This window comes from Sulfurimonas sp., assembly GCF_028694605.1.
In the GTDB taxonomy this organism is placed as follows: Bacteria; Campylobacterota; Campylobacteria; order Campylobacterales; family Sulfurimonadaceae; genus Sulfurimonas.
On record NZ_JAQVKP010000002.1, the window covers coordinates 84,833 to 99,962 of the forward strand.

Annotated in this window: 13 protein-coding genes; 7 read left to right on the top strand and 6 right to left on the bottom strand. The window is 40.0% G+C overall.

The window, feature by feature from the left end; translation table 11 throughout:
• The first annotated feature begins 64 nt into the window (after positions 1-64).
• The 5 genes from gdhA to PHY84_RS02065 are packed head-to-tail and all read left to right on the top strand — an operon-like array spanning position 65 to position 4,510.
• Positions 65-1,420 carry an NADP-specific glutamate dehydrogenase gene (gene gdhA, locus PHY84_RS02045; protein WP_299857222.1) on the top strand — a complete coding sequence of 452 codons (1,356 nt, stop codon included), beginning with the start codon at positions 65-67 and terminating at the stop codon, positions 1,418-1,420.
• Positions 1,421-1,478: 58 nt separating this feature from the next.
• Positions 1,479-2,096 (top strand): molecular chaperone TorD family protein, encoded by a 618-nt coding sequence (locus tag PHY84_RS02050; RefSeq protein WP_299857224.1) that lies wholly within the window; start codon positions 1,479-1,481, stop codon positions 2,094-2,096.
• Entirely contained in the window at positions 2,097-3,203 is a 1,107-nt protein-coding gene (locus tag PHY84_RS02055) for a 4Fe-4S binding protein (RefSeq protein WP_299857226.1), read from the top strand. It abuts the gene before it with no gap.
• Positions 3,193-3,990 (top strand): hypothetical protein, encoded by a 798-nt coding sequence (locus tag PHY84_RS02060; RefSeq protein ID WP_299857228.1) that lies wholly within the window; start codon positions 3,193-3,195, stop codon positions 3,988-3,990. Before PHY84_RS02055 ends, PHY84_RS02060 begins: the two co-directional genes overlap by 11 nt.
• Positions 3,991-4,006: 16 nt before the next feature.
• Complete coding sequence (locus PHY84_RS02065) at positions 4,007-4,510, top strand: hypothetical protein (protein WP_299857230.1); 504 nt, start codon at positions 4,007-4,009, stop codon at positions 4,508-4,510.
• Positions 4,511-4,743: 233 nt separating this feature from the next.
• On the opposite strand, the gene PHY84_RS02070 is transcribed toward PHY84_RS02065, so the two are convergent.
• Genes PHY84_RS02070 through PHY84_RS02085 form a run of 4 tightly spaced genes read right to left on the bottom strand, consistent with a single transcriptional unit; the run spans position 4,744 to position 8,468 of the window.
• Positions 4,744-5,250 carry a phosphatidylglycerophosphatase A gene (locus PHY84_RS02070; RefSeq protein ID WP_299857232.1) on the bottom strand — a complete coding sequence of 169 codons (507 nt, stop codon included), beginning with the start codon at positions 5,248-5,250 and terminating at the stop codon, positions 4,744-4,746.
• Positions 5,251-5,258: 8 nt separating this feature from the next.
• The gene (locus PHY84_RS02075; protein ID WP_299857234.1) at positions 5,259-6,449 is read right to left on the bottom strand and encodes a sulfate adenylyltransferase; all 1,191 of its coding nucleotides are present in this window, start codon (positions 6,447-6,449) and stop codon (positions 5,259-5,261) included.
• Positions 6,427-7,314 carry a response regulator gene (locus tag PHY84_RS02080; RefSeq protein WP_299857236.1) on the bottom strand — a complete coding sequence of 296 codons (888 nt, stop codon included), beginning with the start codon at positions 7,312-7,314 and terminating at the stop codon, positions 6,427-6,429. The genes PHY84_RS02075 and PHY84_RS02080 overlap by 23 nt, the downstream gene beginning before the upstream one ends.
• The gene (locus PHY84_RS02085; protein ID WP_299857238.1) at positions 7,311-8,468 is read right to left on the bottom strand and encodes a bifunctional 2-C-methyl-D-erythritol 4-phosphate cytidylyltransferase/2-C-methyl-D-erythritol 2,4-cyclodiphosphate synthase; all 1,158 of its coding nucleotides are present in this window, start codon (positions 8,466-8,468) and stop codon (positions 7,311-7,313) included. The genes PHY84_RS02080 and PHY84_RS02085 overlap by 4 nt, the downstream gene beginning before the upstream one ends.
• Positions 8,469-8,599: 131 nt before the next feature.
• Between PHY84_RS02085 and thiC the strand changes: the two genes are divergently transcribed.
• A complete protein-coding gene (gene thiC, locus PHY84_RS02090; protein ID WP_299857240.1) occupies positions 8,600-9,976 on the top strand; it encodes a phosphomethylpyrimidine synthase ThiC in 1,377 nt (458 codons plus the stop codon).
• Positions 9,977-10,091: 115 nt separating this feature from the next.
• The gene (locus PHY84_RS02095) at positions 10,092-11,204 is read left to right on the top strand and encodes an Mrp/NBP35 family ATP-binding protein (protein ID WP_299857241.1); all 1,113 of its coding nucleotides are present in this window, start codon (positions 10,092-10,094) and stop codon (positions 11,202-11,204) included.
• 146 nt (positions 11,205-11,350) lie between these two features.
• Here PHY84_RS02095 and PHY84_RS02100 read toward each other — a convergent pair whose 3' ends face one another.
• Both PHY84_RS02100 and glmS read right to left on the bottom strand, forming a co-directional pair.
• Positions 11,351-13,198: a GGDEF domain-containing protein gene (locus PHY84_RS02100; RefSeq protein ID WP_299857244.1), complete on the bottom strand. Its 1,848-nt coding sequence runs from the start codon at positions 13,196-13,198 to the stop codon at positions 11,351-11,353.
• Between the two features lie 104 nt (positions 13,199-13,302).
• Positions 13,303-15,117 (bottom strand): glutamine--fructose-6-phosphate transaminase (isomerizing), encoded by a 1,815-nt coding sequence (glmS, locus tag PHY84_RS02105; RefSeq protein WP_299857246.1) that lies wholly within the window; start codon positions 15,115-15,117, stop codon positions 13,303-13,305.
• Positions 15,118-15,130 lie beyond the last annotated feature (13 nt).

Genomic DNA, 15,130 nt, shown 5'->3' on the forward strand with positions numbered 1-15,130 from the left:
ATCAATTTGTTTTATGTCAAAATTATGTAGAATGATAGCTTTTATACCAAAGCAGGATGAAAAAATGGGCATAGCAGAAAAAGAGATAAAAAAATTTGAACAAAACAGAGTAGTGGATGAGGCTATTTTTTATCAGGCGATGGAGGAGATAGTTTACTCTATTGCCCCGCTTCTGGAGTCTGATGCGCGATACCAAAAATACGCGATTTTAGAGAGACTTGTTGTTCCGGATAGGGTGATTAAGTTTAAGGTTGCCTGGATAAACGATAAAAATGAGATAGAGGTAAATACCGGCTACCGTGTACAGTTTAACAATACGCTAGGACCTTATAAAGGGGGACTTCGCTTTCATCCGAGCGTAAACGAGGGGGTTTTAAAATTTTTAGGTTTCGAGCAAATTTTTAAAAATGCGCTCACTGGGCTTCCAATAGGCGGTGCAAAAGGGGGAAGTGATTTTAATCCAAAGGGAAGAAGCGAGTTTGAGATTATGCGTTTTTGTACTGCTTATATGCAGGAGTTGCACAAATACATAGGCGCTAGAATCGATGTTCCTGCGGGAGATATAGGGGTGGGCTGCAGAGAGATAGGCTATCTTTTTGGTGCATATAAAAAAATCACCGCTACGTATGATGGTGTCTTAACAGGAAAGCCTTTCGTGTTTGGCGGCTCTCTTATGAGACCGGAGGCAACAGGATATGGCGTTGTTTACTTTACTCAAGCTATGCTGGAAATGCAAAAGAGAGAGTCTCTTCAAGGAAAAATTTGTACCGTGAGCGGTGCTGGCAATGTAGCACTTCATACCATAGAAAAGCTCTATCAAGTAGGTGCAATACCTGTCACTTGTAGTGATTCCGGCGGCATGATTTATGATCCGCACGGGGTAGATTTGGCGCTGCTTCAAGAGATTAAAAATGTTCAAAGAGGTTCGCTGGAGAAGTATGTAGAGACACGCACCGGAGCAAAATATATTAGCGTGTCGGAGTATCCGATAGAGGAGCATCCTGTTTGGAGTACTCCTTGTTATGCTGCATTTCCATGTGCAACACAAAATGAGTTGAATGAAGCGGATGCTAAAAATCTTATTGCCAATGGGTGCATGTGTGTAGCTGAGGGCGCAAATATGCCATCTACACCACAAGCGATTGAACTTTTTTTAAATCAAAAAATCTCTTTTGCTCCGGCAAAAGCCGCAAATGCAGGCGGCGTTGCCGTCAGTGGACTTGAGATGAGCCAAAATGCTTCCATGAAGCGGTGGAGTTTTGAGAAGGTAGATGCAAAACTTAAAGAGATAATGCACCAGATTTGTAAAACAGTTTCCTTGACGGCTCTGGAATACGGAGTTGAGGGAAATTTTGTCGATGGTGCAAATATAGCAGGATTTAAACGAGTTGCTGATGCGATGATTGCCGAGGGGGTATAATATTTATACTTTTTAGATAGAATCACAAATCAAAATTACTTATAAAGAAAAATAAAAAATGCAAAATACAAAAGCAAGAACAAATATTTATGGACTACTCTCTCGAATACTGCTCCAAGAATTAGATGAGGAGATGCTGCAAACAATTAAAAATGATGCAATTATATTGGATTTTTTTCCAACGCTCAGAGAGTGGAAGCCATTTTTACAAGTGCAAAACAGAGAGCTTTTAGATGAGTATCTTAACCCTGATTTTGTAAACCTTTCCCTTTTGCATCTGATTCCTTATGAAACTTTTTATATACGAGAAGATCAAAAAATTGAAACCGGCGGTGCAAATCCGGTAACAGATATGTATAGTGCATATAATTTTATTGTTGATTATGAAGCAGCGCGTGCAATTTCTTCTGATCATATCGGTGTAGAACTTGAGTTTATGCATCATCTTGTAGAGGCTGAGTTAAAAGCCTTGCAAGAAGACGATAAAGATGCATGCAAGGCGTTTCAAGAGATACAAAAAGAGTTTTTAAACAAACATCTTTTACGTTGGGCACCTATGTATCTTATAAATGTAAAGTACGAGGCAAGAACACCTCTTTATTATGATGCGGCGGAGATGGCGCTAGAATTTTTGTTGAGTGATAATGAATACCTTGCAAGTGAGCTTGGCGAATAGATGATACAGCTCAAAGCTAGCCGTTGCGTGCGTTCTCTTTCAAAAGAGAGCGAGTGCAACAAGTGTGAGGTTATCTGCCCGACTAATGCTATTGTTGTTGGGAACAACCCGCTTCCTGCTATCAATTTTTCTGCATGTGTTGGGTGTGGAGCGTGTGATGCTGTTTGCCCAAATGAAGCACTCTTTTTAGATGATTTTAACGCTACGGAGTTCTTCTTTAATTTTATAGAAGATGAAGAAAATATTGTCTCTTGCCGAAAAAATGTACCGTGTATAGCTGCTCTCAATATTGAGCATATCATAGCTATGGCTCTTTTGAAAAAAGAGGTGATTTTTGATATGGGGCATTGTAGTGGGTGTGCTATTGCCTATAAATGCGAGATACAAATCAGAAAAAACTATGAAGAGGCATCTTATATCCTTGAGGCTATGCAGAGTGATGCACGCATAAAGCTTGAAAATATCATGTATGAAAAAGAAGAGCAAGAAAAAAGCACATCAAGAAGGGAGTTTTTTTCCAAAGCCAACCTAAAGGGCGCTCTGAAAACAAAACATGCATTTGAAAAAGAGATTCAAAAGGCAACGGATGAGCTTATAGAACATACGCTGCAAAAAAGTGATATAGCACTTTTGAGACAAAAACGTATTACCGAGCGACGAAAACTTTTTTTTACGGCACTAAAAAGGGTAAAAAAACCATCTGTTTATCATGTTGTTGAATCAGATGAGCTTACATTTACTTCTATGAAGATTCTTGATAGCGAGACGTGTACGGCGTGTCAGATGTGTTATAGAGTTTGTCCGACAGGAGCGCTTGGTTCGGATATAAAAAACTCCAAGATAGATTTTGACCCGTTTTTGTGCATCAAGTGCCATATCTGCCATGATGTATGCGAGCCGGACGCTATCAAACTCTCTCCAAGCTATCGCATTAAAGAGTTTTTTGAACCTGAGGTGCAAAATCTTATTACTTTTAAAGTGCGACGATGCAATGAATGCAATATGATTTTTAGTACAAACTCTAACGACAGACTTTGCTACAGATGTAAAGCGGAAGAGGAAGAGGCGCGAGAACTTTGGGGAATAAGGACTTATCATGATGAATGATGCAAATGAGATATCGCATCACACGATGCTTTATGGATTTATAGGCGAGAGTGCAGGGCAGAGCAGTTTCTCTGCTACACTCAACAAGCTCTTTAAGGCAAACAATAAAAATGCGATGATGATTCCTATGAATATACGGGAAGATGATTTTTATTATACGCTTGTCAATATGAAAAAATCACATGTAAACGGAGCGCTTCTTGCAAGGGAATACACAAAAAGCATTATAGAAATTTTAGATGATGCTTCAGATAGAGTGAAGCTCTCCGGAGTATGCGATATTGTGGTGCGAGATGGTCAAAAGCTCTTTGGAGATGTTATCTTTGCATCTGTTTTGGCTGATGTTTTAAAAAAAAGAGGGGCAAAAAAAATAGCGCTTCTCGGAGTTAACGGCTATGCAAAAGCATTTTGTTTGGCGGCAGAGGGATTTGAGATAAGCTACTTTTATGATGATTTGGAAGCTTTAATGCAGTTTGTTGTGCAGATGCAAAGAGAAAATGCGGATATCAACCGTATTGCTTCTGGAATGCAGGTGAATCTTGCATCTTATGACGCAGTAATTGATTTTTCGGATTTTGAGAGTTTGGATATGGTCTGTTCGTTGAGTGCTGTCAATCTTGATATAAATGGCAAAAAAGAGCCTTCGGTGCTTAGAACAAGGGCAGGTGAACTTGGTGTTTCTTACAAAGGTTTTGATGATGTACTAGAAGAGACGGCGCAAGAGGTTTTTGAGTTTTTAAAAATGCAAAAGCACCTTGAGCATGATAAAAGCGATATGAAATTTTAAAGTTTAGGAGAATAGAATGAATAGAGAAGATTTTAGAGATTTAAGATCGGAGTTTGAAGCGCTTGTCAAAGAGAACTGCTCCCTAGACCCGCAAGAGACGCAAAGAGACAGAGATGCCGGTGATAAAGAAGATGAAGAGCCTGTACCGCAGTTTGTAGATGCATTGAGCGCAAAACTGCTCGCTCCTGCTATAAGTGGTATTTATCTCTCAAGACTGGATATCAAGAGAATTGCAGAGGCAATTGATGAGTCTTTGCCAATCAAAGAGCGTGTTAAGATGATTAGAGCACTTTTTAGACACACAAACTCTAAAGAGTACTTAAGAAAAGCATTTGATGAGATAAATAGACATATCAACGGTCGTATCTTGATATATCAAGAACTAAGCGAGTCTTTTCCACACTCGAAGCCTATTTTTGATGATTATACCCTCAAAGCAAAAAAGACTATGAAGATGTTTGAACAGATTATAGATGATTTTGAAGAGATAGAGCCGTCTGAAGACCCGCTGTTTATTTAGCAGCGGAAATCTGGTTATAATTGCCTTGCTAGTTGGCGGTTATGATTGGTTTGATTGTGTTGTGAAGGAGAAGGTGGGACAGGGTCAGCCTTTTTTTAAGGATATAACAATGCGACTCGCAATCATAATTGTTATAATCATTCTGCTTTTAGCAGAAAGATTGTATTAAAAAGCTTATAGAGAGTTCTCAGCTCTCTATTTGTCCCAACTAGGCAAAATTATAACACAGAAATTTAAATAAAGCTAGAGAGTTGCAACCATCCGTGCCAAAGCAGAGCACTTACTATTCCTGCGGCAAAACCGGCAACTATATCATCCGCCATCACCCCGACACCGCCTTTTGCCTCACGGTCAAGCCTTCCGATGATAGAGGGTTTTTTGATGTCAAAATAGCGAAAGAGTGCGAAAGAGAGCAAGCTCTGGATCAAAAAACCATTTTGCAAGTCAGATATTTCACCCATATTTATACTCATCGCAGGTGCAACGCTCAGGGCAAACCACATTCCTGCAAGTTCGTCTATCACAATGCGTTTGTCATCATGTGTGCCGCTTTGCGCCTCATATTTGTTAATCTCGCGGATGCCTATAACAGAAAAAAGCACTGCTGCTAAAAAAAGCGTTTGTACATCAAAAAAGAGAAGCACCGCTATGCCGAGTATGAGTGCAACCAAAGAACCAACCGTTCCGGGAGCTTTTGGTGAGAGACCGCTGTAACCGAGTGTTATAAAAAACCAGTTCATTTTGTTCCTTATGTTAGCGATGACGTTTGGTAAAGTTTCATAAGCTCCAGATAAAAATCATTCTCGGTATGCTCTTGTAAAAGACCCTCTGTCGGAAGTATATCATAGTAGAGTTTTTCAAGGTTTTTAAATCTGTTTGGATGGAGCTGTGAGAGAATGACTGCCGCAATCTCTTTGCGCATCAAGATAGTAGGCGGCAAAATCCCAAGCTCTAAAAGCTCCAAAATAGAGTTTGAGTGGTAGGAGATTTGATGGTGCTGCCCATGAGGACACGTGTTTTTACTGACCAACGTCGTGCATTTGTCGCAGTAGACATACTCGCTCGCGACAGTTATCTCTATATCTATTCCCACTACTTTGTCAACAATAGATTTGTTGGAGTTGCAGTCGTAAAACATCCCCAGTCCTGCATGATTGCGCCCAATGGTAAGCTTGTCGCAACCGTAATTTTTAGCAACAACCGCATCAATAATAATCTCATTGTACCCTGCAAAAATATAACTGTTTTCAAGAGGAACAACTATAACGTGGTTTTTAGTCAAGAAATTATTGATAAAAAAATCAAGAGCTTGTTTTCTAATCTCATAAGATAGATTTGATTCTGTATATGGTTTTAGGAGAAAGATAACAAGCAAATCAGTATTTTCTAATGTTTGACGAATCAGTTTTTCATGTGCACGATGTAGAGGATTTGCTCCCATGACAAGTGCGGTTGTATGTTTTGCATCAATAAGTTTTTTTGCTTCATCTATAGTTTTTTTGTTTGTATTGCTTGACTTGTTGAGAAGAGTATATTCGCCACATACAGCTAAAGAACCGATTCTCTTCAGTGTTGCCAAAACGCCGGGATGTGAAATGTCATCAGTACCATAAATCTGCTTGATTCTTTGACTTGGGTCGATGTGAAATACTTCATCCACAATAAGCGTAGCAAAAGGTTTGTTGTTGAAAAGTATAGTAACCTCTTCACCACTCTCCAAAGAAGATAGAACTTGAGAATTTACTTTGCCTGAGGGTGCTAAGATAAATGGAAAAGGAAACGACTTTCCATTAAAAAGCCCTGATTCAAGAACGCCTTTGCTTTGCTCTTCATTCATAAGCGATACAACCGGTGAGAGTAAACCATCTTTTAAAAGTTCCAGCGCCGAAGCAGCTTCCTTGTCAATAAGAATTGTTTTATTTTTTCTTGACGATGTCATATTTCTTTCGCTTTTCCCATAAACTTTTACGGCTGATTCCCAGTTTTTTTGATAGTTCTGTATCCGGAAATTTATGTTGATAGTTTAAAACTATAAACTTGACATACTCTTCAATCGGAAGAATCTCACCTTGATCAAAGATATTGCTCTCACTTTTTATCTCCAAAAGAGGGTAATCGTCATCATCAATTTTATCAGTGCTTGATAAAATTGCTTTCTTATTTTCAAGTAGAGTATAGAGTGCTTTTCTTTCGTTCTTTTTTAGCAATTGCAAATCTATGATGTACAAAAGCGCATTTTCCGTAATAGCCTCTATTTCATCCATGGCTCTTGCATCACTAAGAGTGATAAAATAAAGCGGCAGGTTTTTTCTTTTTGCATACTCAAATGCAAAAGAATCCGCGTGTTTTTGATATGCAGAGGAGATAAAAAGAGGAAGCTCTACGTTTTCAAAGTTGTGTCCGGATATAAGTGATGCAAAGTTGTGTGTGAGGTATTTGTCATACGCCACATTTCTCTTTTTTAGTTTTTCATAATCTTGGTAATGATTGATTTTTCTGATAAGTTCTTCAATCATAAACGGCTTAAGAATATAGTCTTTTGCCCCTGCCGCAAGTGGCTTGGAAACAGTGTCGTTGCTGATATAAGAGACCATCAAGATGATAATAGAACGCTTAAATGTCTCTATGACAGGGTTGAAGTCTTGTCCGTTGATATTTGTCGAGAGTAAAACGACATCATAGTTATTGCTCTTGATGGCATCTCTTGTTGATGTGCACATTTCACAAACATGTCCTAACTCGCTTAGTTTTGTAGCGATACTCTGTGCGAGATAAACTTCGTTTTCTATAATTAGTATCTTCAAATTTTTGTCCAATCAAAATATTTTAAATTTGCATTTGCAATCACGCCGACCCCTTCACTTCTTCCGATAAAACCTAGTTTTTCAGTTGTTGTTGCTTTGATGTTTACTTTTTGGCTGTGTATGTTAAGCAGAGGAGCAAGCGTTTTTCTCATAGCCATTTTATAGTCGCCAAGCTTTGGCTGTTGTGCGGCAATAGTAATGTCAACATTGACAATGATATAACCAAAACGGCGCAGTTTGTTAACAACTATGCTCAAGAGCTCTTTTGAGTTTATCCCTTTGTATGCTACGTCGGTATCTGGAAATAGTATGCCGATATCGCCCATTCCTGCTGCACCCAAAAGAGCGTCTATAAGAGCATGAATAGCTACATCGCCATCGCTATGTGCGAGAAAACCATAAGGCACATCTATCTTTACACCACCCAGATACATCTGTGCATTTTCGTCAAAAGCGTGTACATCAAAACCTACGCCACTGAGTATATCTTGCGATGGAGGAATAAGGCATGGAATTTTTTGAAGATCTTGTGCGTGGGTTATCTTGTGTGCACTCTCTTCTCCCAAAATAAACTCTCTTGTGCCGCCGCTTGCAACGATGGCGCTGCTTTCGTCAGTAAACTCTTCTTCTTGCGATAGAGCCTTATGAAGTGCTGAGGTGCGTGAGAGTTGAGGTGTTTGCACTCTTTTGACAAGTTCACGATTTATGGTTGTGGTGCCATAGACAACCGTGTCGCTGATGGGAAGATACGGAACAATGCAGTCGCTTTTACCGATATACGAGAGGATTGTATGTAAAAAAGCCTCACTTACACAAGCACGTGCAACATCGCTCACCAAAACATACTCCGTATCAACATGTGCAAGAGCGTTTTTTAGCGAACCTTGGCGTGTTTGCGCACCCTCAATAATGGTATAGTCGGTGCAATATTTCATAAACTTTATCTCATCGGCAGAGGATGTTACGATAATTTTGTCAAAGTAGCCGGTACTTTCAAATTTATCTGCTACGTATTGCCACAGCGGGAGTTCTCCGACTCTAAGCCACTGTTTTTTTACACCCGTGCCAAAACGAGAAGAACTGCCGGCGGCAAGTAAAATAAGCGTCAAGTGAGACAAATGTGCTCCTAAGTTAAGTGTTACGAAATTATACATAGCAAAAGCTTTTTTTTATCTTGAAGCTACGCTTTTTTGTGATAAAAATAGAGATAGATTAAATTTAGATTAACTTTATTTGACTATATTTCCAAAAGAATGAAAAATGAAAAATCAGTATTGGAGTAATTATGAGAAGCGAATGGGTAAAAAAACGCCAAAATGACCCTATCAGAACGCAGATGTATTATGCAAAAAAGGGCATTATCACCGAGGAGATGGAGTATGTTGCAAAAATAGAAGATTTGTCTCCTGAACTTGTTCGCAGTGAAATCGCACGAGGAAGACTTATCATCCCTGCAAATGTAAACCATACAAATCTTGAGCCTATGGCAATCGGGATAGCTTCAAAATGTAAGATAAACGCAAATATCGGCTCTTCTGCAATCGCATCCGATGTTCAAGGCGAGATAGAGAAGATTCAGGTATCACAGCACTATAAAGCAGATACCGCAATGGATCTATCAACCGGCGGGGATTTGGATGAGATAAGAAAAGCGGTTATTGCGGCTTCAAAAATTCCTATCGGAACTGTACCGATTTACCAGATACTTCATGATGTCGGCAATAAAATAGAGGATTTGAGCATAGATGTTATGCTTGAGGTTTTGGAGCGTCAGGCAAAGCAGGGGGTGAGCTATTTTACCATCCATGCAGGATTTTTGCTTGAGACTATGCCAAAAATCGCAAAGCGAAAAATGGGGATAGTAAGCCGTGGCGGAAGCCTTATGGCGGCATGGATGATGCATTACCATAGAGAAAATCCGTTTTATACCGCATATGACGCTATTTTAGATATCTGTGCGAAGTATGATGTCGCACTCTCTCTTGGCGATTCGCTCCGTCCGGGATGCTTGGCGGATGCAAGTGACGATGCACAGCTTGGTGAGTTGAAAGTTTTAGGTGAGCTGACGCTTCGTGCATGGGAGAGAGATGTTCAGGTTATGATTGAGGGTCCGGGGCATGTGCCGCTTAACCAGATTGAGCGAAACATGAAGCTTCAAAGAGAGCTTTGCCATGAAGCGCCGTTTTACATCCTAGGACCGCTTGTAACGGATATTGCGGCTGGGTATGACCATATCAGTTCTGCTATCGGTGCGGCTGTGGGCGGATGGCACGGAGCGAGCATGCTCTGCTATGTTACGCCAAAAGAACACTTGGGACTGCCAAATGCAAATGATGTTCGTGAGGGGATTATCGCCTACAAGATAGCCGCACATGCCGCAGATATAGCAAGAGGGCGCAAAGGTGCTAGAGATATCGATGATGAGATGAGCGATGCAAGATACCGCTTTGACTGGAAGAGACAGTTTGAGCTTGCACTTGACAGTGAGAGAGCCCAAGAGTACCATGATGAGACTCTGCCTCAAGATGTCTTTAAAGAGGCGGAATTTTGCTCCATGTGCGGACCAAAGTTTTGCTCTTACAAGATAACGCAAAACCTTATGGATAACCCTGAAGCGATAGAAAAAATCATACAGGATGCAAAAGCCAAAGAGGCTGTGTGAGTAAAAAAGTTATAGTTTTGAAAAAAAATAGATTAATTGATATAGGATAATTTTTGTCTTATTTAATTATGATAGAGTTACAAAAATAAAATTTATATAAAGGAAAGAAATAGATATGACAAAAGAAGTTGTAAATGCGGCACTATCAAAAGTTCTTTATCCGGGGTTTACCAAGGATATTGTGACGTTTGGTTTTGTAAACAGTATAGAGATTAATGGAAACGATGTAAGTTTTAATGTTGAGATTACTTCAAGCGCACCTGAAGTGGCACAACAAATCACAGATGATGCAACAAAAGAGCTAAAAGCTGCAGGTGCAAACAATGTAAGCGTTAATATCAAAGCTCCAAAGATGCCTGAAGCTCCAAAGCCAAAGAGCAAAAATATCGCACCGCAAGTCAAAAACTTTTTGATGGTAAGTTCAGGAAAAGGCGGTGTAGGCAAGTCAACAACCTCGGTAAATATAGCTATCGCACTGGCACAGCAAGGTAAAAAAGTGGGACTTTTGGATGCTGATATCTATGGACCAAATATCCCAAGAATGTTAGGTGTGGCAGATGTCAAGCCTGAAGTGGTGGGCAACAAAGTGCTTCCTATCAAAGCTTATGGTTTAGAGATGATGTCGATGGGTTCACTTATGGAAGAGGGACAGTCACTTATCTGGCGCGGTGCTATGATTATGAAAGCAATCGAGCAGTTTTTAAGAGATATCATGTGGAGTGATTTGGATGTTTTAGTTATCGATATGCCTCCGGGAACGGGTGATGCGCAGCTCACACTTGCTCAAAGCGTACCGGTTACTGCAGGTTTGACGGTTACTACACCTCAAGCCGTATCTCTTGATGACTCAAAAAGATCGCTTGATATGTTTCAAAAACTAAATATTCCAATCGCAGGAATTATTGAAAATATGAGCGGTTTTATCGCACCTGATACCGGTGTGGAGTACGATATCTTTGGAAAAGGGACATCCCAACCAATGGCAGATGCGTTTAAAACAAAGATAATCGCTGAGATTCCAATCGAGCCTAGCATCAGAACAGGCGGAGATGAAGGAAAACCTATCACTTTTGTAGCTCCTACTAGCCAGAGTGCAAAACGCTATATGGCGGCAGCTGAGTCCATCTGGGCTACTATAGAAGCTGTAAATGCACAAGGCGGAGCAAGCAATGAAGGCGTGCAACCGACTACGCCTCCGGGTGTAAGTGCTTGCAGTACTAAGCACTAAAAATCAAAATAGCAACGCAATTCACGCCTTTTTTGATGAGTGCGGCAGAATCAATAGCACCGTTCGCCCTGAGCTTGTCGAAGGGTGTTTTGTGCATGGTTCGACAAGCTCACCACGAGCGGAAAGCCGAGTTATGAAAAAGAAGTCTAAAACTCATCACCGCTTTTATGCATCTCTGCTCTAAACTCTACTATCTTGTTTCTTCCGGTCTCTTTTGCCTCATAGAGCGCTGTATCTGCATATTTGATACATTTCCAAATAGTGTCTCCATCAGTTGGGAATTTTGCTATACCGATACTTATTGTTTTTCTTAAAGGTTCGCCATTTCCCACATCAAAAGCAAGTTTTGCAAATTCTGAGTGAATCTTTGTCGCAATGCTCATCATTCCTTCGTCATTTGCATTGTGAAGCATAACTACAAACTCTTCTCCTCCATATCGGATGGCAAGGTCTGATTCGCGGATACTGCTTTTTAAAACTTTTGCCAATGCTACAATAACCCTGTCTCCTACATCGTGACCGTAAGTATCGTTTACCATTTTAAAGAAGTCAACATCAAGCATTAAAACAGCGTAAGTATCCTTCTTTCTTGTCGCTTGGCTCATGATTTTGTCGATAACCTCTTCTAAAAATCTTCTGTTGTAAAGACCCGTCATACCATCACGAAGTGAAGTGTCTCGCAGTTTTTCCATAAGTATCTGACTCTCTATCACCGGTTTTGCAGCTTCGAGATAGTGCTTTATACTTGAGATATTTTTCTTCATAAGCTCTACTTCGTCTCGTTGGTTTGAAGTCATTGAGAGAACGAGGCTGATGTCATGGTTGATAGGAAAAGGGATACAAACATAATTGATATCCGATAGGATACATGCTTGACAGAGATTTGGAAATTCTGTAGAGATGGTAACGCTATTGGTTCTGTATGCTCTGCACAAAAGGGCATCTTTATTTGTTTTTTCAAAACAGATATTTTTCTCTTCTGTAGAGTGGATAAGTTTTCTCTCGCTGCTAACATTGTTGACTTCATATAAAGCAAAATGTCCGACATGATATTTGAGTTTTAAAATATCTATAATTCTTGTATAAACATCACTTTTTGAAGCATCAAGCTCTATGGTCTTTTTAAACTTGTATATATCGGAGAGTTCGTTGATAATGGTTTTTGCTTCATGAAGTGGATCGGTAGAAGAGACGCACCCTTGAGGGATAAAAGTAGCAAGGTTGTACTTGATATCGCCAAAAGTCTCTTGCATTTTTCTAAACAGAGAGTTTATCTGCTCCACAACATTTTTAGCATCGCCTCCTACTTTAGATGTAAACTCATGAGTAAAATCTCCGCTGTAAGCTTTTTTAATACCGCTTTGTAGATTGGAGAATAGGTTCATATACGGAGTTACAAAGTGGTTAATAAGCAAAAGTGCAACAACAATAAAGAGAAGATTGATACCAAGAATCTTTGCAATTGTCATAACACCGCTGCTACGCATATCACCTATATCAAACTCCATGCTGATAACGCCAAGAACTTCACCTTTTTGAACATTATGGCAGTTAAGACAGCTTGCGATAGTGTTGTCCTCTGTTGCTTTGTAAGGAATGCTTACTCTTAGTTTTGTACTTTTTGCGGTTTCTGTGATTTTTTCTACACTGTTGCCGGTTTTAAGTACCTCTTCATCGATGGCATCACGCAAACTCTCGTGTTCAAACCCTTTTCCATATTGCTTGATAACATTCTCGCCACGTACTAAACGTAAAAATTCCACATCATTGCTGCTGGAGATTTGATTAAGATAGTAAGCTCTCTTGTCCATAATCCCATTTACCATATGTGCGGTAATACCGTCTTTTACGATGTTTGCTACCATCTGTGATTTTTCAACTGCACTTTTGATACTGTAGTCTCTAAAGTTAAGCGAAACATTGATAATAGTAGCTGCGCTAAGCCCAAGGAGCATAAAGGTGACGATAAGTAGAAGGCGTGATTTGGTTGTCATAGAGACTCTCTTGCTCTTGGTTTTGCTTTTTGCGCAAAACCAATTTTAAATTTTTATAGATAGTAGCGAAGAAAATATAAATTTAATTTTAAACAGTCTCAAAATTATTCGACAGTTACGCTTTTTGCTAAGTTTCTCGGCATATCTACATCATTACCTAATCTTATGGATATCTCAAGCGAGAGAAGCTGGAGTGCTACCATCATCTCGAAAAACTCAAGCATATAGTGGTCGCACGGTGAAATCTCTATGAAATCATCCGCTTTGTCAAATGGAATCTGGCTGATGGCACAGATGGTGGAGTCTCTGGCACTCAGCTCCTCGACATTGCTTTTTGCTTTTTCGTAGTGCAGGTGTTTTGGAAGAAGTGCGATAGTAAAGAGCTCGGGATCGGCTAGAGCAATAGGACCGTGTTTCATCTCTCCGGCAGGGTAGCCCTCTGCATGAAGGTAGGAAATCTCTTTGAGTTTAAGAGCGCCCTCTAGTGCGAGCGGGTAGAAGATATCTCTGCCGATAAAGAAAAAACCATGTCCGTGAAGGTATCTTTTGGAGAGCCTTTTGATGCGCTCGTGCATCTCATCGCTTACTTTTACATGTGACGGCACTTCACGAAGCGTTGCAATGTGAGAAGCTATCTGCTCTTGGGCTAAAGAGCCTTTGATTTTTGCTACATAAAGTGAGAGCATCCAAAAAACGGTTATTTGTGTTGCAAAGGCTTTTGTAGATGCAACCCCTTTTTCGATGCCCGCACGAGTGAGAATAGAAGCATCGGCAAGACGCACCATAGAGGAGTTGTCCACATTGCAGATAACTAAAGTTTTAAGCCCCGCTGCTTTTGCCATCTTAAGTGTTTCAAGTGTATCTGCTGTTTCGCCGCTTTGTGATATGGCAACAAAAAGCGTATCTTTGGTCATAATCGGCTCTCTGTAGCGAAACTCGCTTGCAACTTCGATGGAAGTTTTTATTTTAGAGTATCTCTCAAAAAGATAAGATGCACTCATAGCTGAGTGGTAAGAAGTCCCGCATGCACATAGTTTTATCTCACTTATACCATCAAAAAGTGATGCGTCAAGCTCATCGAAAAGAATTTCATTTTCTGTAACTCTTCCCATTAAAGTGTCAGAAATTACACTGCCTTGCTCATAAATCTCTTTTTCCATAAAAAAGCGATATCCCTCTTTTTGGGCAAGAATCTTGTTTTGAGAGAGAGTAACAAACTTTGCCTCTTTTTTTATACCGTTTTTGTCAAAAAGCGCAATCTCTTGCGGTGTTACATACCCGTAATCCCCGTCTTCTAGGTAAGAAACATTGGTGCAGTGTCCGATAAGGGGAGTGTCTGAAGATGCAAAATACTTCTCATTTGCTTCATTGACACCTATGAGCAGCGGCGAACCGTGCTTTGCAAAGAAAATAGTCTCCGCTTCTCCCTTTGTCACCAGTAAAATAGCATACGCACCATGAAGCTCTTTTATGGTTTTTGCAAATGCCTCAAAAGAGTTTTTTGCTGTTTTTTGGTTTTTTTCAAACTGATGCACGATAACTTCCGTGTCTGTTTGACTTAAAAAAGCGGTACCGCCTGCTTGAAGCTCTTTTTTAAGCTCTGCATAGTTTTCGATAATTCCGTTATGCACTACATAGGAAAATTCACCTAAATGCGGGTGTGCATTTAATTCTGTAGGTTTTCCGTGAGTTGCCCATCTTGTGTGACCTATGCCCATGGCAAAGCCGCTTGTTACAAAATCTTTGGTTTTTTCTTCAAGATTTATCAGTTTTCCGACTGCTTTAAAGTTATGAAAAGTGCCGTTTTGTAAAACAGCTATACCTGCCGAATCGTAGCCGCGGTACTCTAACTCTTTAAGCCCTGATAGTAAAATCTCTTTTGTGTTTTTTTCACCCAAGTAACCGACAATTCCGCACATCTAAATTATTTCC

Coding starts and splice junctions, on each gene's coding strand:
- gdhA (WP_299857222.1), top strand. CDS start 65: ATGGGCATAGCAGAAAAAGAGATAAAAAAATTTGAACAAAACAGAGTA.
- PHY84_RS02050 (WP_299857224.1), top strand. CDS start 1,479: ATGCAAAATACAAAAGCAAGAACAAATATTTATGGACTACTCTCTCGA.
- PHY84_RS02055 (WP_299857226.1), top strand. CDS start 2,097: ATGATACAGCTCAAAGCTAGCCGTTGCGTGCGTTCTCTTTCAAAAGAG.
- PHY84_RS02060 (WP_299857228.1), top strand. CDS start 3,193: ATGATGAATGATGCAAATGAGATATCGCATCACACGATGCTTTATGGA.
- PHY84_RS02065 (WP_299857230.1), top strand. CDS start 4,007: ATGAATAGAGAAGATTTTAGAGATTTAAGATCGGAGTTTGAAGCGCTT.
- PHY84_RS02070 (WP_299857232.1), bottom strand. CDS start 5,250: ATGAACTGGTTTTTTATAACACTCGGTTACAGCGGTCTCTCACCAAAA.
- PHY84_RS02075 (WP_299857234.1), bottom strand. CDS start 6,449: ATGACATCGTCAAGAAAAAATAAAACAATTCTTATTGACAAGGAAGCT.
- PHY84_RS02085 (WP_299857238.1), bottom strand. CDS start 8,468: ATGTATAATTTCGTAACACTTAACTTAGGAGCACATTTGTCTCACTTG.
- thiC (WP_299857240.1), top strand. CDS start 8,600: ATGAGAAGCGAATGGGTAAAAAAACGCCAAAATGACCCTATCAGAACG.
- PHY84_RS02095 (WP_299857241.1), top strand. CDS start 10,092: ATGACAAAAGAAGTTGTAAATGCGGCACTATCAAAAGTTCTTTATCCG.
- PHY84_RS02100 (WP_299857244.1), bottom strand. CDS start 13,198: ATGACAACCAAATCACGCCTTCTACTTATCGTCACCTTTATGCTCCTT.
- glmS (WP_299857246.1), bottom strand. CDS start 15,117: ATGTGCGGAATTGTCGGTTACTTGGGTGAAAAAAACACAAAAGAGATT.